At 68.5% G+C, this 19,710-nt stretch carries 18 protein-coding genes; 14 read left to right on the forward strand and 4 right to left on the reverse strand.

Annotated elements, in window-relative coordinates; translation table 11 throughout:
- Positions 1 to 2: 2 nt before the first annotated feature.
- Positions 3 to 722 (reverse strand): gluconate 2-dehydrogenase subunit 3 family protein, encoded by a 720-nt coding sequence (locus J2P76_RS22975; RefSeq protein WP_207410351.1) that lies wholly within the window; start codon positions 720 to 722, stop codon positions 3 to 5.
- A gap of 300 nt (positions 723 to 1,022) precedes the next feature.
- On the opposite strand from J2P76_RS22975, the gene J2P76_RS22980 reads away from it, so the two are divergent.
- Complete coding sequence (locus J2P76_RS22980; protein WP_207410352.1) at positions 1,023 to 2,132, forward strand: DUF1615 domain-containing protein; 1,110 nt, start codon at positions 1,023 to 1,025, stop codon at positions 2,130 to 2,132.
- A 25-nt stretch (positions 2,133 to 2,157) separates the two neighbouring features.
- On the opposite strand, the gene J2P76_RS22985 is transcribed toward J2P76_RS22980, so the two are convergent.
- Complete coding sequence (locus J2P76_RS22985; RefSeq protein ID WP_207410353.1) at positions 2,158 to 2,541, reverse strand: hypothetical protein; 384 nt, start codon at positions 2,539 to 2,541, stop codon at positions 2,158 to 2,160.
- Positions 2,542 to 2,704: 163 nt separating this feature from the next.
- Between J2P76_RS22985 and otsB the strand changes: the two genes are divergently transcribed.
- From otsB to J2P76_RS23005, 4 genes are all read left to right on the forward strand, one after another.
- Positions 2,705 to 3,430, forward strand: a complete 726-nt coding sequence (otsB, locus tag J2P76_RS22990; protein WP_207410358.1) for a trehalose-phosphatase — start codon at positions 2,705 to 2,707, stop codon at positions 3,428 to 3,430.
- Between the two features lie 31 nt (positions 3,431 to 3,461).
- A complete protein-coding gene (locus tag J2P76_RS22995) occupies positions 3,462 to 4,838 on the forward strand; it encodes an alpha,alpha-trehalose-phosphate synthase (UDP-forming) (RefSeq protein ID WP_207410367.1) in 1,377 nt (458 codons plus the stop codon).
- A 95-nt stretch (positions 4,839 to 4,933) separates the two neighbouring features.
- Positions 4,934 to 6,151: an ABC transporter substrate-binding protein gene (locus J2P76_RS23000; RefSeq protein WP_207410369.1), complete on the forward strand. Its 1,218-nt coding sequence runs from the start codon at positions 4,934 to 4,936 to the stop codon at positions 6,149 to 6,151.
- Positions 6,148 to 7,140: a hypothetical protein gene (locus J2P76_RS23005; RefSeq protein WP_207410371.1), complete on the forward strand. Its 993-nt coding sequence runs from the start codon at positions 6,148 to 6,150 to the stop codon at positions 7,138 to 7,140. The genes J2P76_RS23000 and J2P76_RS23005 overlap by 4 nt, the downstream gene beginning before the upstream one ends.
- On the opposite strand, the gene J2P76_RS23010 is transcribed toward J2P76_RS23005, so the two are convergent.
- Entirely contained in the window at positions 7,091 to 8,305 is a 1,215-nt protein-coding gene (locus tag J2P76_RS23010) for an alpha-hydroxy acid oxidase (RefSeq protein WP_431603446.1), read from the reverse strand. The two genes, J2P76_RS23005 and J2P76_RS23010, sit on opposite strands and share 50 nt — an antisense overlap.
- A gap of 116 nt (positions 8,306 to 8,421) precedes the next feature.
- Here J2P76_RS23010 and J2P76_RS23015 point away from each other — a divergent pair, with 116 nt between their 5' ends.
- Positions 8,422 to 9,321 carry a LysR family transcriptional regulator gene (locus J2P76_RS23015; RefSeq protein ID WP_207410375.1) on the forward strand — a complete coding sequence of 300 codons (900 nt, stop codon included), beginning with the start codon at positions 8,422 to 8,424 and terminating at the stop codon, positions 9,319 to 9,321.
- A 25-nt stretch (positions 9,322 to 9,346) separates the two neighbouring features.
- Here J2P76_RS23015 and J2P76_RS23020 read toward each other — a convergent pair whose 3' ends face one another.
- Positions 9,347 to 10,246 (reverse strand): LysR family transcriptional regulator, encoded by a 900-nt coding sequence (locus J2P76_RS23020; RefSeq protein WP_207410377.1) that lies wholly within the window; start codon positions 10,244 to 10,246, stop codon positions 9,347 to 9,349.
- 157 nt (positions 10,247 to 10,403) lie between these two features.
- On the opposite strand from J2P76_RS23020, the gene J2P76_RS23025 reads away from it, so the two are divergent.
- The 8 genes from J2P76_RS23025 to J2P76_RS23060 all read left to right on the forward strand — a co-directional run bounded on the left by J2P76_RS23025 (position 10,404) and on the right by J2P76_RS23060 (position 19,695).
- Positions 10,404 to 11,372 (forward strand): Bug family tripartite tricarboxylate transporter substrate binding protein, encoded by a 969-nt coding sequence (locus J2P76_RS23025; RefSeq protein ID WP_207410379.1) that lies wholly within the window; start codon positions 10,404 to 10,406, stop codon positions 11,370 to 11,372.
- Between the two features lie 35 nt (positions 11,373 to 11,407).
- Positions 11,408 to 12,313, forward strand: a complete 906-nt coding sequence (locus tag J2P76_RS23030; RefSeq protein WP_207410381.1) for an NAD(P)-dependent oxidoreductase — start codon at positions 11,408 to 11,410, stop codon at positions 12,311 to 12,313.
- A 315-nt stretch (positions 12,314 to 12,628) separates the two neighbouring features.
- Positions 12,629 to 14,068, forward strand: coding sequence for a M81 family metallopeptidase (locus tag J2P76_RS23035; RefSeq protein WP_207410383.1), 1,440 nt, complete (start codon positions 12,629 to 12,631; stop codon positions 14,066 to 14,068).
- 68 nt (positions 14,069 to 14,136) lie between these two features.
- Positions 14,137 to 15,720, forward strand: coding sequence for an ABC transporter substrate-binding protein (locus J2P76_RS23040; RefSeq protein ID WP_207410385.1), 1,584 nt, complete (start codon positions 14,137 to 14,139; stop codon positions 15,718 to 15,720).
- A 34-nt stretch (positions 15,721 to 15,754) separates the two neighbouring features.
- The gene (locus J2P76_RS23045) at positions 15,755 to 16,690 is read left to right on the forward strand and encodes an ABC transporter permease (protein WP_207410387.1); all 936 of its coding nucleotides are present in this window, start codon (positions 15,755 to 15,757) and stop codon (positions 16,688 to 16,690) included.
- A 21-nt stretch (positions 16,691 to 16,711) separates the two neighbouring features.
- A complete protein-coding gene (locus J2P76_RS23050) occupies positions 16,712 to 17,608 on the forward strand; it encodes an ABC transporter permease (protein WP_207410389.1) in 897 nt (298 codons plus the stop codon).
- A 9-nt stretch (positions 17,609 to 17,617) separates the two neighbouring features.
- On the forward strand, positions 17,618 to 18,649 hold the full coding sequence (locus tag J2P76_RS23055) for an ABC transporter ATP-binding protein (protein WP_207410391.1): 1,032 nt from the start codon (positions 17,618 to 17,620) through the stop codon (positions 18,647 to 18,649).
- 98 nt (positions 18,650 to 18,747) lie between these two features.
- On the forward strand, positions 18,748 to 19,695 hold the full coding sequence (locus tag J2P76_RS23060) for an ABC transporter ATP-binding protein (RefSeq protein WP_207410691.1): 948 nt from the start codon (positions 18,748 to 18,750) through the stop codon (positions 19,693 to 19,695).
- The last annotated feature ends 15 nt before the right edge of the window (positions 19,696 to 19,710 follow it).

Consider the following 19,710-nt stretch of genomic DNA (forward strand, 5'->3'; position numbering starts at 1 on the left):
GCTTACCCCTTTTCGCCCGAGATCGAGACCGGGCCGTAGGGGTACTTGGCGTTGGGCTGGTCGGTCCAGTCCAGGAAATCGCCGCGCGCGCCCGGGAAGCCCACCATCTTCCAGCCCACCATGTTCTTGTTGCCGCCGTACATCGGGTCGGACAGGAAGCCTTCTTTGGTGTTGGCCAGCAAAAGGCTGAAGAAGGTGGACGCGGGCACCGTATCGAACTTGATCTTGTCGAGCTGCATGTCTTTCAGCGCCTGCTCTTGCAGGGGCTTGTCGAGCTCGGCGTAGGGCTTGCCGTGAGCCTGCCTGCTCCAGGCGTCGCAGGCGGCAATGCCGTGGCGGTAGACGTCGCGCGGCGTCTGGTTGATCTGGTAGCCCAGCTCGGGGACTGAATCGGGGTGGAAGGGGCCCTGCATGTACCAGAGCTTGCCGTGCCCGTAGGGCGTTTCCATCTGGCGGTCGATGAACTCGGGCACGCCCGCGGCGATGGCGCCCGGGCCGTAATCGTCGTCTGGAATCAGATGGTCGACCGCGGCGTGGATGAAGGCCCATTCTTCCTGGGTGAAGTAGGTGGGCTCATAGGCCTTGGCGGGGCCGGCCGCATGTTCGGTCTCGCTGCTACAGGCCGTTTGCGTCACCGCCACGCCGCCCGCCAGCGTCGAGGCGGGGACCAGCGCCAATGCCTGCTGCAGGAATCGCCTGCGCGGCCGCGTATCTTCTGTCATATGACTCTCCGAGGTTTGCTTCCTGCTGTCTCGCCCAACTGAGAACATGCATTCTGGAAACACGGACTACGAGCTTGAGACAGCACCAACGACAGATCGCTGGAGCCTTCCATTAGGGAAGACCCGGACCATTATGCGCTTCCCGAAGAAATGGGTACGGATGCTTGAGTGTATGAGTCGGGTTTCAGGGTCAAGTAATCAGCAGGTAAATAAAATGGCGCGCACGACCTTATGCGCGCGAGTTCATATCTTCCGCTGCCGCGTGCCGGCGCGCTGAAATTCGCAGGTAGAATCTCCCGCATGCTTCGATCCGCCCTTGCCCGCATCCCATTGCGCCAGGCCCGTTGGGCGGGCGCGCTGCTGCTGGTCCTGCTGGCTGGCTGCGCCACCCAGATCCCCGAAGAACCCACCCGCGGCGCCAGTGCCATACGCGCCGACCTGCAGCGCCTGCTGCCGGCCCAGGTGCCCGACCGCGCAGGCTGGGCGCGCGACATCGCCGTGGCCTTTACCGCGCAAGGCCTGGATTCCAGTCGGGCCAATCTGTGCGCCGTGGTGGCCGTCACCGAGCAGGAATCCTCGTTTCGCGCCGACCCCGTGGTGCCGGGGCTGCCGGGCATTGCACGGCGCGAGATCGAGCGCCGCACGCAGGCCATGCATGTGCCGTCATTCCTGGTGAATGCCGCGTTGAACGTGAAGTCGCCCACCGGTAAAACCTACAACCAGCGGCTGGACGCGGTGCGCACCGAAAAGCAGCTGAGCGAAATCTTCGAAGATTTCATCGGCATGGTGCCCATGGGCCGGCAGCTGTTCGGCGGCCTGAACCCGGTTCATACCGGCGGCCCCATGCAGGTCAGCATCGCCTTTGCCGAGGCGCATGCGCAAGACTACCCATACGAAGTCGAAGACTCGATCCGCCGCGAGGTCTTCACGCGGCGCGGCGGCATGTACTTCGGCATCGCGCACCTGCTGGGGTATCCGGCCCGCTACGACTCGGTGCTGTACCGGTTCGCCGATTTCAACGCGGGCTGGTATGCCAGCCGCAATGCGGCCTTCCAGGCCGCGGTCAGCCGCCTGTCCGGCATCGAGTTGGCCCTGGATGGCGACCTGCTGATACACGGGTCGATCGATCCCAGCCGCACCGAACGCGCGGTGCGGGCAATCCGGCGGCGGCTGGACATCAACGAGGCCCGCATCCGGCCGGAACTCGAAAAGGGCGGCACTCTGGAATTCGAAGACACCCGGTTGTACCGGCGCGTATTCGAATTGGCCGACAAAGACGCCGGCAAGCGCGTGCCGCGCGCCGTGCTGCCCGGCATCAAGCTGTCCAGCCCGAAGATCACGCGCAATCTGACCACGGCGTGGTTTGCCGACCGGGTGCACGGACGCTGGAAGCAGTGCATGGCGCGGTAGCGCTTCGGGCCGGCCTGCGGCCTGTTCAGTTTTCCGGCGCACGGACCCACACCCGAAAGCGGGCATTTTCGACCGACCCCATGGCCATCAGCATGTCCATGTGATCAAAGCCGGGCAGTTCGGTCAGTGCCTGCACCACGGCCTGGCTGCCGATGGCGCTTTGCGGAAACACGCAGTCAGGCACGCCGTTTGCTTGCCGGTGCAATTGCCACCAGCAGTCGTCGCCGAACGGACCGGTGTCGTTGGTCTCGATGACGATGGCCCGCAGGTCTGCCAGCGGCACGCTGCACTGGTCGCCTTCGGGCTGGACGGCAACGATGCACCCGTTTTCCAGGTGCGCCCGCCAGCGCCATCGGTTGCGGATCGCCGTGGCGCGGCGGCGCAGCCAGGTGATGAATCGGAGTGTCATTGCGCAACCCGGTGAATCTGCCGTATGTTGAAAACTGCACACTTGGCCGATTATGCGCCAGGCGCCGCCCCGCGGGGCGGCCGGATGGGAGCCTATGCACAGCAAGCAGGATGCCTTCTTGCCGCGGTCGGAAGCCTTGCCAGAGGGAGGGCAGGAGCCCGCTGTGCCGCATCCCGGCAGCATTGCCCTGTTCCTGGACCTGGACGGCACGCTGGCCGGGATACAACCCGATCCCGATCTGGTGTCGGTTCCTCCCGACACGCTGGATATTCTGCGGCGGCTCGACCAGGCCCTGGGCGGCGCGCTGGCCATATTGTCGGGCCGGCCCGGCATCGACCTGGACCGCCTGCTGCATCCGCTGGTGCTGCCGTATGCCGCCGGCCATGGGGCGGAACGCCGCGATCGCCATGGCGTGGTGGCGCAGGCGCCGGCTGCGCCGGGCCTGGGCGCGGCAAGGGCGCAGCTGCGCCAGCGCGTGGCGGGCTGGCAGGGCGTCTGGGTCGAACCCAAGGGCCATGGGCTGGCGGTGCATTTCCGCGCGGCGCCCGGCATGGCCGCGCGCGTGGAATCAGCAGTGCGCGAGATCGCGGCGCGCCATGCGCCCGCCTTCGATGTGCAGCCGGGCAAGATGGTGTTCGAGCTGCGGCCCCGCGGCATCGACAAGGGCAGCGCCTTGCGGGCCTTCATGCGCGAGGCGCCCTATGCCGGCCGCGTGCCGGTAATGGTCGGCGACGACCTGACCGACGAAGCGGGGTTCATCGCGGCCCGCCAGGGCGGCGGCTACGGCATCAAGATCGGCGCGGGTCCCAGTTCGGCCATGTGGCGGCTGGACGGCCCGCAAGCACTGGCCGGCTGGCTGCGGAGGCTGGGCGCCCGGCGCGAGCCATAGGCCGGGCCGCCAATACAAGACAGGAAGATATATGGGTCGGCTGATTGTGATATCGAACCGCGTTGCCCTGCCCGTCGGAGCGCGGGCGCCCGGCGGGCTGGCTGTGGGCGTGCACGATGCGCTGCGCGATTCGGGAGGCACCTGGCTGGGATGGAACGGCGAGATCGGCGGCGCGGGCGCGGATGCCCCGCTGTCGACCATGACGCGCGACAACGTCACGTACGCCACTTTTCCGCTGGCGCAGCACGACTATGACCGGTACTACCGGGGGTTTTCCAATGCGGTGCTGTGGCCGGTGTTCCATTACCGGCCGGACCTGCAGCGCTATCGCCGCGCCGACTACGAAGGCTATTTGCGGGTGAACCGCGATTTCGCGCGCCGGCTGGCGCCGCTGCTGCGTCCCGACGATGTGGTCTGGGTGCACGATTACCACCTGCTGGCCCTGGGCCGCTATTGCCGCGAGCTGGGCGTGCGCAACCGCATCGGCTTCTTCCTGCACATTCCCTTTCCCGCCGCCGAGGTATTCAGGACGATTCCGCCGCACCAGGCGCTGGCGCAGGCCATGTGCGCCTATGACGTGGCGGGTTTCCAGACCGAGACGGACGCGCAGGCCTTCAGCGAATACTGCGCGCGGCACCTGGGAGCCGGGCAGGAAGCCGGCGGCCTGCGCACGGCGCAACGCCGGTTGAAGGTGGGCACCTATCCCATCGGCATCGACGTGGACGACGTGGCGGCCATGGCGGGCAAGAAGGGGTCCAGCCAGGTGGTGGCGCTGAAGCTCGGGCTGGCCGACCGCAAGCTGATCATCAGCGTCGACCGGCTGGACTACAGCAAGGGTCTGCTGGAACGTTTCGCGGCATTCGAGCAGTTGCTGGAAATCGAGCCCGATCATGGCAGCCATGTGTCGTTCGTGCAGCTGGCGCAGTCGTCGCGTTCGGATGTGCAGGGGTACCGCGAGATCCGCCGCGAACTGGACCGCTCCGCCGGCCGCATCAACGGCAAATGGGGCGAGCTGGGCTGGGCGCCGCTGCGCTATATCAACCGCTCGTACGCCAGGGCGACCCTGATGCCGCTGTTGCGGGCGTCGCAGGTCGGCCTGGTGACGCCGCTGCGCGACGGCATGAACCTGGTGGCCAAGGAATACGTGGCCGCCCAGCCGGCGGACGACCCCGGGGTGCTGGTGCTGTCGCAGTTCGCCGGCGCCGCCTGCCAGATGAAAGACGCCGCGCTGATCGTGAATCCGTACGATCCGGAAGACATGGCGCTTGCGCTCGACCGGGCGCTGCGCATGCCGCTGGCCGAGCGCGCCGAACGCCACCGCAGTTTGCTGCAGGGCCTACGCACGCACGACCTCGCGGCCTGGAAGGACCGTTTCCTGGCCGACCTGCGCGCCGCGCCCACACCCTGACCGGGCCATTGCGCGGCCCGGGCTTTCGCCGTACTTTATGCGGGCCGGGGCCGCTCGCATGTGCGCGCGGCGCCGCGACGGGGGAGACATCAATCATGAAAAATTCCGCAAGCCGCCGCGCCGCGGCCTGGCTGGCGTGCCTGGCCCTGGGGGCGGCAGGCCTGGCCCGCGCCAATGACGCCGATGGCGTCAAGATCGGCGTACTGACCGACATGGCCGGCGTAACGGCCGACGCCACCGGCAAGGGCTCGGTCGAGGCCGCCCGCATGGCCATCCAGGAAATGGGCGGCAAGGTGCTGGGCAAGCCTGTCACCCTGGTGGTGGGCGACCACCAGCACAAGCCGGATATCGGCAGCAGCATGGCGCGCCAGTGGTACGACGCCGATGGCGTGGATGTGATCGTGGATGTGCCCAATTCGTCCGTGGCTCTGGCCGTGCAGGCCGTGGCGCGCGAAAAGAAAAAGCTGGTGATCTTTTCCAGCCCAGGCACCACGGCGCTGACGCAGGCGCAGTGTTCGCCCTATGGCGTGCAATGGACCTACACCACTTATGCGCTGTCGCGCGGCACGGCCGACGCCGTGGTGCAGGAAGGCGGCAAGACCTGGTTCATCCTGGCGTCGGACTACGCGTTCGGCAAGCAGCTGGCCGCCGACACCACGGCGGTGGTCGCCGCAAACGGCGGCAAGGTGCTGGGCACGGTGTATCACCCGCTCAACGCATCGGATTTCGCGTCGTTCCTGCTGCAGGCGCAGGCGTCGAAGGCGCGGATCGTGGCCGTGGCCAACGCCGGCGGCGACACCATCATGGCCATCAAGCAGGCCGCCGAGTTCGGCATCGGCCAGGGCGGGCAGCAGCTGGCGGCCATGCTGCTGCTGCTGACGGACGTGCACAGCCTGGGCCTGCAGGCGGCGCAGTCCACTTACCTGACCGTGCCGTCCTATTGGGACATGAATGACGGCACGCGCGCATTCAGCAAGCAATTCCAGGCGCGCGTCGGCCATCCTCCCACCTTCTTGCAGGCCGGCGTGTACGGGGCCGTGCGCCACTACCTGAAGTCCGTGCAGGCGGCGGGCACCACCGACAGCCAGGCCGTCATGGCCAAGATGAAGGCGCTGCCCATCGACGACGCCTTCAGCCTGAACGCCCGCATCCGCGCCGACGGGCTGGTGGTGCGCGACATGCTGCTGGCGCAGGTCAAGGCGCCGGCGCAATCCCGCCAGCCCTGGGACTACTACCGCGTGGTGCGCACCATTCCGGGCCAGGCGCTGGCCTGGCCGCTGGCGCAAAGCCAGTGCCCGCTGGCCAAGCCATGACGCAGCCGCTGGAACTGGCCGACTTCGGCAGCTTCTTTGCCGGCGGCAGGCCGGTGCGCATCGCGGGCGAACCCGTGCGCAGCGTGGCGTTCACGCGCACGGCGTCGCTGCAGTACGACCCCAATGGGCACTACCACTTCGAACAGGCCTACGTGCAGTACTTCGTGCCCGCGCGGCGCAGCCAGCCCTTGCCGCTGGTGCTGCTGCACGGCGGCGGCATGACCGGCGCCATGTGGGAAACCACGCCCGACGGCCGGCCGGGCTGGCTGCAGCACCTGCTGCGCCTGGGGCATGCGGTGTATGTGGTGGACAACGTCGAGCGCGGCCGCGCCGGCTGGGCGCCGTTCGGCAGTGTCTGGCCCGATGCGCCCATCATCCGCAATGCCGAAGAAAGCTGGTCGCTGTTCCGTTTCGGGGCGCCCGAAGGCTTCGCGCAGCGGCGCGGCTTCGATGGGCTACGGTTCCCGCTGGCCGCCTTCGACATGTTCATCCAGCATGCCGTGCCGCGCTGGGTGGGCAACAACGATGCGGCCCTGCGCGGCCTGTGCGCGGTGCTGGACCGCGTCGGCCCCTGCCTGGTGGTGGCGCACAGCCATGGAGGCGAAGTGGCGTTTCGCGCCCTGCACGAACGGCCGGCGCTGGTGCGCGGCGTGGTCGCCATCGAGCCTTCGGGCTTTGCCGAGCCGGTGCTGGGGCCGGCGGTTGCCGGCAAGCCGTTCCTGTTTGTGTACGGCGACTACCTGGACGCCACGCCGCTGTGGCAGCGCCTGGCGGCCTCGGGCAGCCAGTACGCCCAGGCCCTGGCGGCCCAGGGCGCCGCTGTCGAAACCTGGCGGCTGGCCGAGATGGGCGTGCGCGGCAATTCCCACATGCTGATGATGGACGACAACAGCGGCGACATTGCCCGGCGCGTGTCCGGGTGGGTGTGCCGCGCCGGCGTCAATCCAGCGGCATCAGGAACGAGCGGTCGAGTTCCTGCAGGCAGGTAATGCCCAGCATGCCCATGTTGCGGGCGATCTCGTCGCGCATCAGCTGCAAGGCATGGCGCACGCCGTCTTCGCCCGCCACCGACGCGGCGTAGTTGAAGGGCCGGCCCACGAACACGCCGTGCGCGCCCAGCGCCAGGGCCTTCATGGCGTCGGTGCCGCGCCGCACGCCGCTGTCGAGCATGACCGCCATGCCGCCCGCCTGTTCCAGGATTTCGGGCAGCACGCGCAGCGGCGACACCGCGCCGTCGAGCTGCCGGCCGCCATGGTTGGACACGATGATGCCGTCCATGCCCTGTTCGCGCGCGCGCCGCGCATCGGCCGCGCCCAGGATGCCCTTGACCACCATCGGCCCCTGCCAGCGGCGGCGGATCTGCGCCACGTGGGTCCAGGTCAGGTGGCCGCGGTCGGAAAAATCGCGCAGCACGCGCTTGGACAGGATGGGGGCGCCGCGCGTGGCGTAGTTGTTCTCGAAGTGCGGCATGCCGTGGCGGGCCAGCGTGCGCAGGAATGTGCCCAGCAGCCAGCGCGGATGCGTCAGGCCCTGGTACGCCAGCCCCAGGCCGGGCTTGAGCGGCGTGCTGAAGCCGGCCCGCACGTTGTTTTCGCGGTTGGCCTGCACGGGCGTGTCCACCGTCAGCACCAGCGTCTGCACGCCGGCGGCCGCCACGCGGTCGATCAGCGCGCCGATCTGTGATTCGTCGCCGGGCAGGTAGGCCTGGAACCACGTGCCGGGGGCGGCGTCCATCACTTCTTCCAGGCGGATCAGCGACGAGCCGCTCATGATGCAGGGCACGCCGGCCGCCCGCGCGGCGCGCGCCAGCACGATGTCGCCGCGGTAGGCGGTCAGGGCGGCGATGCCCATGGGGGCGATGCCCACGGGCGAGGCGTAGCGCTGGCCGAACAGTTCGATGTCCTGGCGCCGGGCCGATACGTCCACCAGCACGCGGGTGCGGAAGCCGTAGCGGGAAAACGCATTGCGGTTGTCGTGCTCGGCCTGGCGGTCTTCGACCGAGCCGGCCACATACTCGAAGATGGGGCGGGGCAGGTGGCGCCGCGCCGCGGCCTCGAAATCGTGCAGCGACAGGAAATGGCGCACCGGGCGCGGCGGCACATAGGGCGGGCGGGGCCGGTCGGGCGACGGGCTCGGTTCGGCGGGCAGGGTCATGGCGGTTCCGGCAGGCATGCCCGGTCGGCGGGCGGGATGGACGCACTATAGCGGGCCGAAAAGTTAGAATAAAGCGAATTTATTTGGTGAAATCCATTCTATTTTTTTCAAGTGTCATGACGCTCAAGCAGCTCGAAGCCTTCTATTGGGCGGCCACCTGCAAGAATTTTTCGGTGGCGGCCGGCCGCCTGAATATCTCGGTGTCATCGTTGTCCAAGCGTATCGGCGAACTGGAATCGGCCATCGGCGCCGCCCTGTTCAACCGCGACAGCCGCAGCGCGGTGCTGACGCCGCTGGGCGACCGCCTGCTGGCCCACGCCCGCGACGTGCTGCACAGCGCCGAACATTTCATGAGCCGGGCCAACGACGCGCGCACGCTGTCGGGGCGCTGCCGCTTCGGCGCGGGCGAGCTGACCGCGCTGACCTGGATGCCGCGCCTGATCTCGCTGATCCAGCGCACGCATCCCGACCTGTCGGTAGAGCCGCATGCCAGCCTGGGCCAGCTGCTGGAAACCCGGCTGGAAGACGGCGAACTGGATTTCGCCATCATTGCCGGGCCGTCCACGCGCACCGCCATCGCCTCGCACAGCATCGGCCAGGTGCAGTTCGTGTGGGTGGCCGCGCCCAGCCTGTACCCCGGAGAGCGGCCGCTGCGCGCGCAGGATGTGGCCGGACAGACGCTGGTGACGCTGCCCAACAGCGCCGGCACGGTGCGCATCCTGGATGAATGGCTGGTTGAACACCAGGTGGCCGCGGGGCGGCGCATGACCTGCGAAAACCTGGGCGCGGTGGCGGGCCTGCTGAAAGAAGGCCTGGGCATCGGCTTTCTGCCGCGCGCCTGGGCGGCCGAACTGGTCCGGCGCGGCCACCTGCAAGAGCTGGGCCGGCTGCCGCCGCTGCGGCCCCTGGCCTACACCTTCCAATGGCGGCGCGACGATACGCGCCCCATGGTGCAGCAGCTGCGCAGGCTGGCGACCCAGGCGGCCGATTTCGACAGCCTGCCCTGCCTGATGTAGCCGGCGCCTGTCCGGCGCGCTGCCATCACCACAAGGGGTGGGGGGCCGCGAAGTCGACTTCGCTTATGACGCGCTCGCGCATGGCGGTGACCAGCGGCCGGATGTCGTCGCGCCGGCATTGGAATGAATAATGCAGCCGCCGCAGCGGCGGGTCGCTCTCGATGGCGCGGATGGCGTGCTTGTCGTACAGGGTGCGCATCCAGCCTTCCGGAAAGAACCCTACGCCCACGCCGGCCGCCACCATGCCGGCAATGGCGCCCATGTTGTTGCAGGTCAGCTGGCGCGACACGCTCAGGTTGTTCTCCTGCAGCCAGGCTTCGAAGATGCGCGTCGACCCCGCGCCCGCGGGCATGGTGATCACCGTCATGCCTTGCAGGCCGGCGGGCGTCAGCACGCGCAGGCCGTCGAGCTGGGCGGCCGCGCCGGCCCACGTGTAACGCACCTCGGCGATGGTGTGCGAGGCTATCGAGGGCCGCGACGACCAGCCCGCCACCACCGCGAAATCCAGTTCGCCGGCCTCGACCCGGCGCTCCAGGTTCTGGCCCACGTCCACATGCGGTTCCAGGCGCAGTTCGGGATAGTCTTTGCGGCAGCGGGCCACGAACTTGGGCAGCCAGCTCATGGCCGCCAGTTCGCCCATGCCGAAGCGGCACACCCCCTGCAGGCCGTCGTCGGTGCCCACGGCGGCGCGCGCGCGATTGGCGGCGCTGAGCATCTCGCGCGCCAGCGGCAGCAGGGTCTCGCCTTCGCGCGTCAGCACCGAACGGTGGCCGCTGCGGTCGAACAGCGTTTTGCCCAGGTCGGCCTCCAGCTCGGTGATGCGCTTGGACAACGACGACTGCGATACATGGATGTGCGCCGCCGCCGCCGCGAAACTGGAGGACAGCGCGGCGGCGTAGAAGGCTTCGAGTTGCTTGAAGGTCATGCGGGCTGTCCTGGCGCGCCGCCCGGCCGGCACGGCATTGATGCCTGAAATCGATGAAAGTCGAGGGAAATTTATCACTTTCTTCTGAGTATCGTTGTTGCTAGAGTGCCTGGGCCTATAACGACAACCCTGCTTCCCGGAAGCGGAGGAGACACTCATGAGCACCGCCTTCAAATGGCTGGCCGGCGCCGCGCTGGCCGCCGCCCTGGCCAGCCCCGCCGCCGCGCAGGACTGGACCCCCACCCATCCCATCGAGATACTGGTCGGCTTCGCGCCGGGCGGCTCGGCCGACCAGATCGCCCGCCAGCTGTCCGAGGCGGTCAAGAACACCGTGCCGGTGCCGGTGGTGGTGATCAACAAGCCCGGCGTGGCCGGCGTGCTGGCCGCCCAGGAGATCGCCGCGGCCAAGCCTGACGGCTACAAGCTGTTCGTGGGCGGCGGCAGCGAAACGACGTCCGTGGGCAACCACCAGAAAATCTCTTACGACCCGCGCCGCGATTTCACGCCTGTGTTGAAAGCGGCGCGCCTGCCCTCGGTGCTGGCGGTGAATGTGAACTCGCCTTATCGCGACATGAAGGCGCTGATCGCCGCCGCGCAGGGCAAGCCCGAGGCGCTGAGCTACGGCTCCACGGGCAACGGCAGCCTGTTCCACTCGACCATGCTGGCCTTCGAGGCCAATAGCGGGCTGCGCTTCCTGCATGTGCCCTACAAGGGGGCCGCCGCTTCGCTGACCGCGCTGGCCGCGGGCGAGATCGACATGGCCTTCGGCGCGCCCGAGGAAGTGCGCGGTCTGATCGACGCCGGCAAGATTCGTCCCATTGCGCTGTTTTCGAAGTCGCGCGTGCCGGCGCTGCCCGATACCCCCACCATGACCGAGCTGGGCTATCCCATTGCGCTGGACAACATGAAGGGGCTGCTGGCGCCGGCGGGCCTGCCCGAGCCGGTGTACCGCTACCTGAACCGGGTATTCCACGATGCCCTGCAGAGCCCGTCGTGGAAAGCCTACGCCGAGCGCAGCGGACTGACCACGGATTATGCCGACGGCCCCGCCTTCCAGAAAGAAATCAACGACAGCTACGTGCTGATCGGCAATTCGCTCGAAGCCATACGCGCGGCCCGCAAGTAGCCGGCCGCGCATTTCCCGGACAGGAGACTCGCATCATGACATCGCATACCAAGCCTGGCGCCATCGGATTCATCGGCCTGGGCATCATGGGGCGCGGCATGGCCGCATCGCTGCTGCGCCGCGGCCATGAGGTGGTGGTGCACAATCGCGGCCGCGATGCCGAGGCCGCGCTGGCCGCGGCGGGCGCCCGCCGCGCCGCCACGCCGGCCGAGCTGGGCGGCATGGTAGACGTGGCGATGCTGTGCCTGTCGGACACCGCGGCGGTCGAAGCCGTGCTGTTCGGCCCCCAGGGCCTGGCGTCGACGCTGCCTGCCGGCAGCTATGTGATCGACACCAGCACCATTGCGGTGTCGGCCACCCGCTGCCATGCCCGGCGCCTGGCCGAACAGGGCGTGGCGCTGCTGGACGCGCCGGTCAGCGGAGGGCAGCAGGCCGCCGAACAGGGCGCGCTCAGTTGCATGGTGGGGGCCGCGCAGGCGGACTTCGACGCGTGCCTGCCGTACTTGCAGGCGATCGCCTCGCGCGTGGTGCGTGTGGGGGGCAACGGCGCCGGGCAGGTGGCCAAGGCCTGCAATCAGGTAGCCGTCAGCGCGGTGATGCTGGGCGTGGCCGAAGCATTTTCGCTGGCGCGCAGCAGCGGGGTGGATCCGGCTGCCGTGCGCGAGGCCCTGCTGGGCGGCGCGGCGCGCAGCGCCATTCTCGAGAAGAATGCGCTGCGCCTGCTGCAGGGCGACTTCAAGCCGGGATTCCGCGCCGGCCTGATGCGCAAAGACCTGCGCCTGGCGATGGATGCCGCGCGCGATGCCGGCGCCTGCCTGCCGATGGCCGCGGCCACCTTGCAGTGGCTCGAGGCATTGTGCAACACCGGCCATGCCGACGACGACTGGAGCGCCGTGGGCCGCCTGATCGCCGAACTCGCCGGCCCCGCGCAGGCTTCTTGAGGCGAGCCGCCAGGCGGTCATTGCGCCGCGGTCCCCATGCCAAAAGGTTATGAGTACTGCTGCGTTTGCTATTTGTGCCGCGCCAGGGCACGATTGCATGATGAGCCTTGCATCGGCCCGTTCATGCGGGCGATGACGATAACGCGACCGCCGCGACCCGCAGGCGGGGCTTTTCCCGATTGAACAACAATCCCAGGGGGAAAACATGATTCAGGCCCGTGCCGCGCACTGCGGCACGGCATGCAGCCGCGCCGGCCCGCGCCGGCGCGCCGCGTCCTGGCGCGCATGTCCTTCTCCCGCTTGCAGAGGACGATCATGCGCGTATTCAGTGGCGGTCTGGGAACGGAAACCAATACCTTCGCCCCGATGCCCACCAGCCTGGCATCGTTTCGCGACCGCGACTACTACCCCGCCGGCACCCATCCCGATACCGTCACCTTCGCCGGGGCGCCCTTGTACGTGGCCCGGCTGCGCGGCAAGCCGCTGGGCTGGGAGCTGCACGAAGGCATGGTCACGTCGGCGCAGCCCGGCGGCACCACCACCCGCGCGGCGTACGAGACCCTGCGCGACGAACTGCTGGCCGACCTGCGGCGGGCCATGCCGGTCGATATCGTGCTGCTGGGTCTGCATGGCGCGATGGTGGCCGACGGCTACGATGATTGCGAAGGCGACATCCTGGCGCGCGTGCGCGCCCTGGTCGGCCCCGGCGTGGTCGTGGGCGCCGAGCTCGATCCGCACGCGCACCTGACGCCGGCCATGGTAGAGCAGGCCGACGTGCTGGTGCTGTTCAAGGAATACCCGCATACCGATATCCGCGAGCGCGCCGAAGAGCTGGTCACCCTGTGCGTGGCGGCCCATGAAGGCCGCATCGCGCCCAGGGCCGCGCTGGTCGACTGTGAAATGATCGTGCCCATGCACACCTCGCGCGATCCGGCCCGCGGCTTTGTGCGCCGCATCCAGGAAATGGAAGGCCGCGACGGCATCCTGTCGATATCGGTGGCGCAGGGCTTCGCCACCGGCGACGTGCCCGAGATGGGCACCAAGGTGCTGGTGTACAGCGACGGCGACGCCGATGCGGCCGCCCGGCTGGCCCGCCAGCTGGCCGACGAACTGATCGGGCTGCGCGAACAGTTGATGGTGCCCTACCGCAGCATCGACGAGGCGCTGGACGAGGCCCTGGCATTCGATGGCGGGCCGGTGGTGCTGGCCGACCGCCCCGACAACCCCGGCAGCGGCGCGCCCGGCGATTCCACTTTCATTCTGCGCCGCCTGCTCGAGCGCGGCATCGGCAATGTGGCGCTGGGCCCGCTGTGGGATCCGGTGGCGGTGCGCATCGCTTTCGACGCGCAGCCCGGCGCAACTCTGCCGATGCGGCTGGGCGGCAAGATCGGCCCGTTGTCGGGCGATCCGGTGGACGTGAGCTGTACGGTCAAGGCGCTCAAGCGCGACATGGTCATGACGGGCCTGTCGGGAGCGCCCGCGGCAATGGGCGACTGCGCGCTGGTAGAGGCGCAGGGCATCGAGATCGTGCTGACCTCGGTGCGCAACCAGGCTATCAATGTGAACCTGTTCACGCAGCTCGACTGCGACCTGTCCGCCAGGAAGATCGTGGTGGTGAAATCGGCCCAGCATTTCTACGCGTCGTTCTCGACCGTGGCGCGGCACGTCATCTACGTGGGCGGCCGCGGGGTGGCCACGCCCGACTGGAAGACCCTGCCGTACAAGAAAATCCGCCTGCCCAAGTGGCCGCTGTAGCCGGCGGCCCATCCAGCAGTATTCGACATACCCATTGAAGTATTCGACATACCCAGGAGAATGACTCCATGAAAAAGAACCGACTGCTGACCGCCCTTGCCGCCACGGCGCTGGCTGTTTCCTGCGTGCTGGCGCCGGCCGGCGCGCAGGCCCAGGACAAGACGCTGCGCATCGTGCCGCACGCCGACCTGAAGGTGCTGGACCCGACCTTCACCACCGCCTACATCACGCGCAATTTCGGCTACATGGTGTACGACACCTTGTTTGCCATGGATGCCAAGGGCGAGCCGCAGCCGCAGATGGTCGACAGCTACAAGGCTTCGGAAGACAAGAAAACCTGGACCTTCGTCCTGCGCGACGGCCTGAAGTTCAGCGATGGCCAGCCGGTGAAGGCGGCCGACTGCGTGGCCTCGCTGCAGCGCTGGACGGCGCGCGACAACATCGGCCGCGCCCTGAGCGCGGCCGGCGGCAAGTGGCAGGCCGTGGACGACAAGACCTTCACGCTGACGCTCGAACGCCCGTTCGGCCTGGTGCTCGACGGCCTGGCCAAGGTGTCCAGCTACCCGGCGTTCATCCTGCCCGAACGGCTGGCCAAGATGCCGGCCGACCGTCCCCTGACCGAAGTGGTGGGCTCGGGCCCCTATCTGTTCAAGCGCGATGAATGGCTGCCGGGCAGCAAGGTGGTGTTCGTGCGCAACCCCGGCTACGTTGCCCGCAGCGAAGCGCCGTCGGGCCTGGCCGGCAGCAAGCGCTCGCATGTCGACCGCGTCGAATGGGTGGTGCTGCCCGACTCCAACAGCGCCGTGGCCGCGCTGAAGAACAAGGAAGTCGACATGATCGAGCAGACGCCGCCCGATTACATCGAGCCCTTGCGCGCCGAAGCCGGCATCAAGGTGGGCGTCATCGAGCAGAACCAGGCCTACATGGTGCTGAACCAGGCGCTGCCGCCGTTCAACAATATCAAGGCGCGCCAGGCGGTGGCGCACGTGATCGACCAGGCCAAGTTCGTGGCCGCCATGGGGTATCCGCCCGACCTGCGCCGCGATTACTGCGCCACCTTCTTCATCTGCGGCTCGCCCAACGCCACCGACGCCGGCTCCAAGCCGTACGCCAAGCCCGACCTGGCCGCGGCCAAGCAGGCGCTGGCCGAGTCGGGCTACAAGGGCGAAAAAATCGTCGTGATGCTGCCCACCACGCCCACCTACCTGAATTCGGCCACGCTGGTCGCCGTCCAGGCCCTGCAGGAACTGGGCATGAACCTGGACATCCAGTCGATGGACTGGGCCTCGATGACCGCGCGCCGCAGCAAGAAGTCGCCGCTGAACCAGGGCGGCTGGAATGTGTTCCTGTCGTCGGCGTCCGAGTTCAACGTGAACTCGCCGCTGAACAACACCTATCTGGCCGCCAGCTGCGGCAACACGCTGCCGGGCTGGCCCTGCGACAAGGAACTCGATGCCCTGCGCGCGCAATGGATCGCCGCGGTGGATCCGGCCCAGCGCAAGCAGCTGCTCGACCGCTTCCAGGAGCGCGCCTACCAGGCCTTCCCGAATATCCCGGTGGGCCAGTTCTCGCGCACTTTCTCCGCCGACAAGTCGCTGAAGAACCTCGACCTGGCCTGGAGCGTGCCGAACGTCTGGGTGCTGGACAAGTGAAGCCCGCGTCCGTTCGCGTCCTGGCGGAGCCGTCATGGGATACCTGATCCGTCGCGTGCTGTCGGTGGTGCCGGTCATGCTGGTGGTGGCCGTCATCGCCTTCCTGCTGATCCACCTGTCGCCGGGCGACCCGGCCGCGCTGATCGCCGGCGATTTCGCCACCGCCGAAGACATCGCGCGCCTGCATACGGCGCTGGGCCTGGACGAGCCGCTGTGGCGCCAGTTCATGCTGTGGGCGGGGCGGCTGCTGCAGGGCGACCTGGGCACGTCGATCTTCACGCATGTGCCGGTCACCCACTTGCTGGCGCAGCGCGTCGAGCCGACGCTGTCGATCGCGGCGCTGACCATGTCGCTGTCGATCCTGATCGCCATCCCGCTGGGCGTGCTGGCCGCATACCGCGCCGGCTCGTGGGTGGACCGGCTGGTGATGATGTTCGCGGTGCTGGCCTTTTCGGTGCCGGTGTTCCTGGTGGGCTACCTGCTGATCTACGGCTTCGCGGTCAAGCTGCAGTGGCTGCCGGTGCAGGGCTACACCAGCCTGTCGCACGGCGTGTGGCCGTGGCTGCGCAACCTGATACTGCCGTGCGTGAACCTGGCTCTGGTGTACATCGCCCTGATCACCCGCATGACGCGCGCCACGGTGCTGGAAGTGCTGCATGAAGACTACATCCGCACCGCCCGCGCCAAGGGGCTGGCGGTGCTGCCGGTGCTCGAGCACGCGCTGCGCAACGCCGCCATTCCCATCGCCACCACGGTGGGGGTGGGCATCGCCCTGCTGATCGGCGGGGTGGTGGTCACCGAGACGGTATTCGCCATTCCCGGCCTGGGGCGCCTGGTGATCGACGCCGTGGAACACCACGATTACCCGGTGATCCAGAGCGTGCTGCTGATTTCGGCGGGCACTTACGTGCTGATCAACCTGCTGATCGACCTGAGCTACCGGTTGTTCGATCCGCGCATCCGTTACTGACCTGCTTTCCGGAAGACCCGAATGTCCGACAGTACGATTTCTCCGGTGGACAGCCCGGCCGTGGTGCACCAGGCGCTGTCGGCCGGCGCGCGGCGCTGGCGCTGGATACGCAAGCATCCCACGCTGCTGCTGGGCATGCTGCTGCTGTTGCTGATGGCGGCCATTGCGCTGGCCGCGCCCTGGATAGCCACCCATGATCCGCTGGCCATCAATCCGCTGCAGCGCCTGAAGCCGCCCTCGGCCGAGCACTATTTCGGCACCGACGCGCTGGGTCGCGATGTGTACAGCCGCGCCGTGTGGGGCGGCCGGGTCTCGCTGGTGGTGGCGGTCTGCGTGGCGGTGCTGGCCAGCCTGCTGGGCGTGGTGCTGGGGCTGCTGGCGGGCTTCGTGCGCTGGGCCGACGCGGTGATCATGCGCATCATGGACGGCATGATGGCCATTCCCGACATCCTGCTGGCCATCGCGCTGATGGCGGTGATCCGCGCCAGCCTGACAACCGTGATCATCGCCATCACGGTGCCGCAGATCCCGCGCGTGGTGCGCCTGGTGCGCTCGCTGGCGCTGACTTTGCGCGAACAGCTGTTCGTCGAGGCGGCGCATGCCATCGGCACGCGGCTGCCCGTCATTCTGTGGCGCCACGTGCTGCCCAACACCATCACGCCGCTGATCGTGCAGGCCACCTTCATCGCGGCCACCGCGGTGCTGACCGAAGCCGTGCTGTCGTTCCTGGGCGTGGGGGTGCCGGCGCAGGTGCCCAGCTGGGGCAACATGATGGCCGAGGGCCGCAATTTCGTGGCGGTGGCCTTCTACACGATTCTGTATCCGGGCATTCTGCTGGCCGTGACCGTGCTGGCGATCAATCTGATGGGCGACGGCCTGCGCGATGCGCTGGACCCGCGCCTGGCCAACCGCTTGTAGGAGACCGCGATGGCCGTATCTTCAGCGTCGCCGGCCCAGGCCGGCACGCCCTTGCTGGAAGTCGACAACCTGTCGACCTATTTCGATACCGTGGCCGGCACGGTGCGCTCGGTGGATGGCGTGTCGTACCGGGTAGAGGCCGGGCGCACCCTGGGCGTAGTGGGGGAATCCGGCTGCGGCAAGAGCGTCACGGCCCTGTCCATATTGCGCCTGGTGCCCACGCCGCCGGGCCGCTACGCCGGCGGCCAGGTGCGCTATCGCGGCGCCAACCTGCTGGACCTGACCGAAAAGCAGATGCGGCGGATCCGCGGCAACCGCATCTCGATGATCTTCCAGGAACCCATGACCTCGCTGAACCCGGTGCTGACCGTGGGCCGGCAGATCGCCGAGACCGTCATGGTGCACCAGGGCGCCAGCCGCCGCGATGCCTACCGGCGCGCCGAAGAAATGCTGCGGCTGGTGCAGATCGCCGAGCCCGCGCGCCGCGTGCACGAATACCCGCATCAGTTGTCGGGCGGCATGCGCCAGCGCGTCATGATCGCCCTGGCGCTGGCCTGCAATCCGGAAGTGCTGATCGCCGACGAGCCCACCACCGCGCTCGATGTGACCATACAGGCGCAGATCATCGACCTGCTGCGCTCGCTGCAGCAGAAGCTGGGCATGGGCATCGTGATGATCACGCACGACCTGGGCGTGGTGGCCGAATGCTGCGACCGCGTGGTGGTGATGTACGCCGGCCGCAAGGTCGAAGAGGCGCCGGTGGCCGAGCTGTTCGACCGGCCCCTGCACCCGTACACCCGCGCGTTGATGGCCTCGATGCCGTCGATGAATACCTCGGCCGATCGCCTGGCCGAAATTCCGGGTATGGTGCCCGCGCCCAGCGAGCTGGGCCAGGGCTGCAGTTTCGCCCCCCGCTGCGCCTACGCCACCGAGCGCTGCCGGCGCGAGATCCCCGGCCTGGACGCGCATGGCGGCGACCACGTGGTGGCCTGTTTCGAGGCCGCCCGCGTGGCCGCCCAACCGCAAGGAGCCGTCGTATGAGCACGCAGGGCGAATACCGCGGCGCCGGGCGCGAAGATGCGCCGGCCAGCCCGCCTGTTTCCACCGCAGCGCCGCTGCTCGAGGTGCGCGACCTGAAAATGCACTTCGCGGGCCGGCGCGGGCTGCTGCGCCGGCCCGCGCGCGTCGTCCAGGCCGTGGACGGCGTGTCGTTCTCGCTGGCGCGCGGCGAGACGCTGGCCCTGGTTGGCGAATCCGGCTGCGGCAAGACCACCACCGGCAAGTCGGTGCTGCGCCTGATCCAGCCCACCAGCGGGTCGGTGAAGCTGGACGGCGAGGAAATCCTGTCGCTGCCGCCCGAACAGCTGCGCCAGCGCCGCCGCGACATGCAGATCATCTTCCAGGATCCCTACGCGTCGCTGAGCCCGCGCATGTCGGCCGGGCAGATCGTGGCCGAGCCGATGCGCAATTTCCCGGACCTGCAGCGCGGCCGCTCGCGCCAGGATGAACTGGCCTGGCTGTTCGCCAAGGTGGGGCTGCGCCCCGAAGCCATGGCCCGGTTTCCGCACGAGTTTTCCGGGGGGCAGCGCCAGCGCCTGGGCATTGCGCGCGCGCTGGCGCTGCGCCCCAAGCTGATCGTGTGCGACGAGCCGGTGTCGGCGCTGGACGTCTCGGTGCAGGCGCAGGTCATCAATTTGCTGATGGACTTGCAGCGCGAACTGGGTATAGCCTATTTGTTCGTGGCGCATGACCTGGCGGTGGTGCGGCATATCAGCCATCGGGTGGCCGTGATGTACCTGGGGCGCATCGTCGAGGTGGCCGACCGCGACACGCTGTTTTCGCGCCCGCTGCATCCGTACACCGAGATCCTGCTGTCGGCGGTGCCGGTGCCCGACCCGCACCGGCCGGCGCAGCGGCGCCTGCTGCCGGGCGACCCGCCCAGCCCGGCCAATCCGCCTTCGGGCTGCCGGTTCCATACGCGCTGCCCGCTGGCGCAGCCGGTGTGCCGCGAGCAGCAGCCGGCCCTGGCGCCGCGCCCGGCCGGCGCGCAACAGCCGGCGCAGTGGGTGGCGTGCCATTTCCGCTGAACGTCCATTGCCTGC

The organism is Bordetella petrii (assembly GCF_017356245.1).
Lineage (GTDB): Bacteria > Pseudomonadota > Gammaproteobacteria > Burkholderiales > Burkholderiaceae_B > Bordetella_A > Bordetella_A petrii_D.

Bases quoted from the DNA above. Each gene is read 5' to 3' on its own strand.
- J2P76_RS23015 (WP_207410375.1), top strand. From the start codon at position 8,422: ATGACGCTCAAGCAGCTCGAAGCCTTCTATTGGGCGGCCACCTGCAAG.
- J2P76_RS23050 (WP_207410389.1), top strand. From the start codon at position 16,712: ATGTCCGACAGTACGATTTCTCCGGTGGACAGCCCGGCCGTGGTGCAC.
- J2P76_RS22975 (WP_207410351.1), bottom strand. From the start codon at position 722: ATGACAGAAGATACGCGGCCGCGCAGGCGATTCCTGCAGCAGGCATTG.
- J2P76_RS23040 (WP_207410385.1), top strand. From the start codon at position 14,137: ATGAAAAAGAACCGACTGCTGACCGCCCTTGCCGCCACGGCGCTGGCT.
- J2P76_RS23035 (WP_207410383.1), top strand. From the start codon at position 12,629: ATGCGCGTATTCAGTGGCGGTCTGGGAACGGAAACCAATACCTTCGCC.
- J2P76_RS23020 (WP_207410377.1), bottom strand. From the start codon at position 10,246: ATGACCTTCAAGCAACTCGAAGCCTTCTACGCCGCCGCGCTGTCCTCC.
- J2P76_RS23030 (WP_207410381.1), top strand. From the start codon at position 11,408: ATGACATCGCATACCAAGCCTGGCGCCATCGGATTCATCGGCCTGGGC.
- J2P76_RS23000 (WP_207410369.1), top strand. From the start codon at position 4,934: ATGAAAAATTCCGCAAGCCGCCGCGCCGCGGCCTGGCTGGCGTGCCTG.
- J2P76_RS23025 (WP_207410379.1), top strand. From the start codon at position 10,404: ATGAGCACCGCCTTCAAATGGCTGGCCGGCGCCGCGCTGGCCGCCGCC.
- J2P76_RS23010 (WP_431603446.1), bottom strand. From the start codon at position 8,305: ATGACCCTGCCCGCCGAACCGAGCCCGTCGCCCGACCGGCCCCGCCCG.
- J2P76_RS23045 (WP_207410387.1), top strand. From the start codon at position 15,755: ATGGGATACCTGATCCGTCGCGTGCTGTCGGTGGTGCCGGTCATGCTG.
- J2P76_RS22985 (WP_207410353.1), bottom strand. From the start codon at position 2,541: ATGACACTCCGATTCATCACCTGGCTGCGCCGCCGCGCCACGGCGATC.
- J2P76_RS23060 (WP_207410691.1), top strand. From the start codon at position 18,748: ATGCACTTCGCGGGCCGGCGCGGGCTGCTGCGCCGGCCCGCGCGCGTC.
- J2P76_RS22980 (WP_207410352.1), top strand. From the start codon at position 1,023: ATGCTTCGATCCGCCCTTGCCCGCATCCCATTGCGCCAGGCCCGTTGG.
- J2P76_RS23005 (WP_207410371.1), top strand. From the start codon at position 6,148: ATGACGCAGCCGCTGGAACTGGCCGACTTCGGCAGCTTCTTTGCCGGC.
- J2P76_RS22995 (WP_207410367.1), top strand. From the start codon at position 3,462: ATGGGTCGGCTGATTGTGATATCGAACCGCGTTGCCCTGCCCGTCGGA.
- J2P76_RS23055 (WP_207410391.1), top strand. From the start codon at position 17,618: ATGGCCGTATCTTCAGCGTCGCCGGCCCAGGCCGGCACGCCCTTGCTG.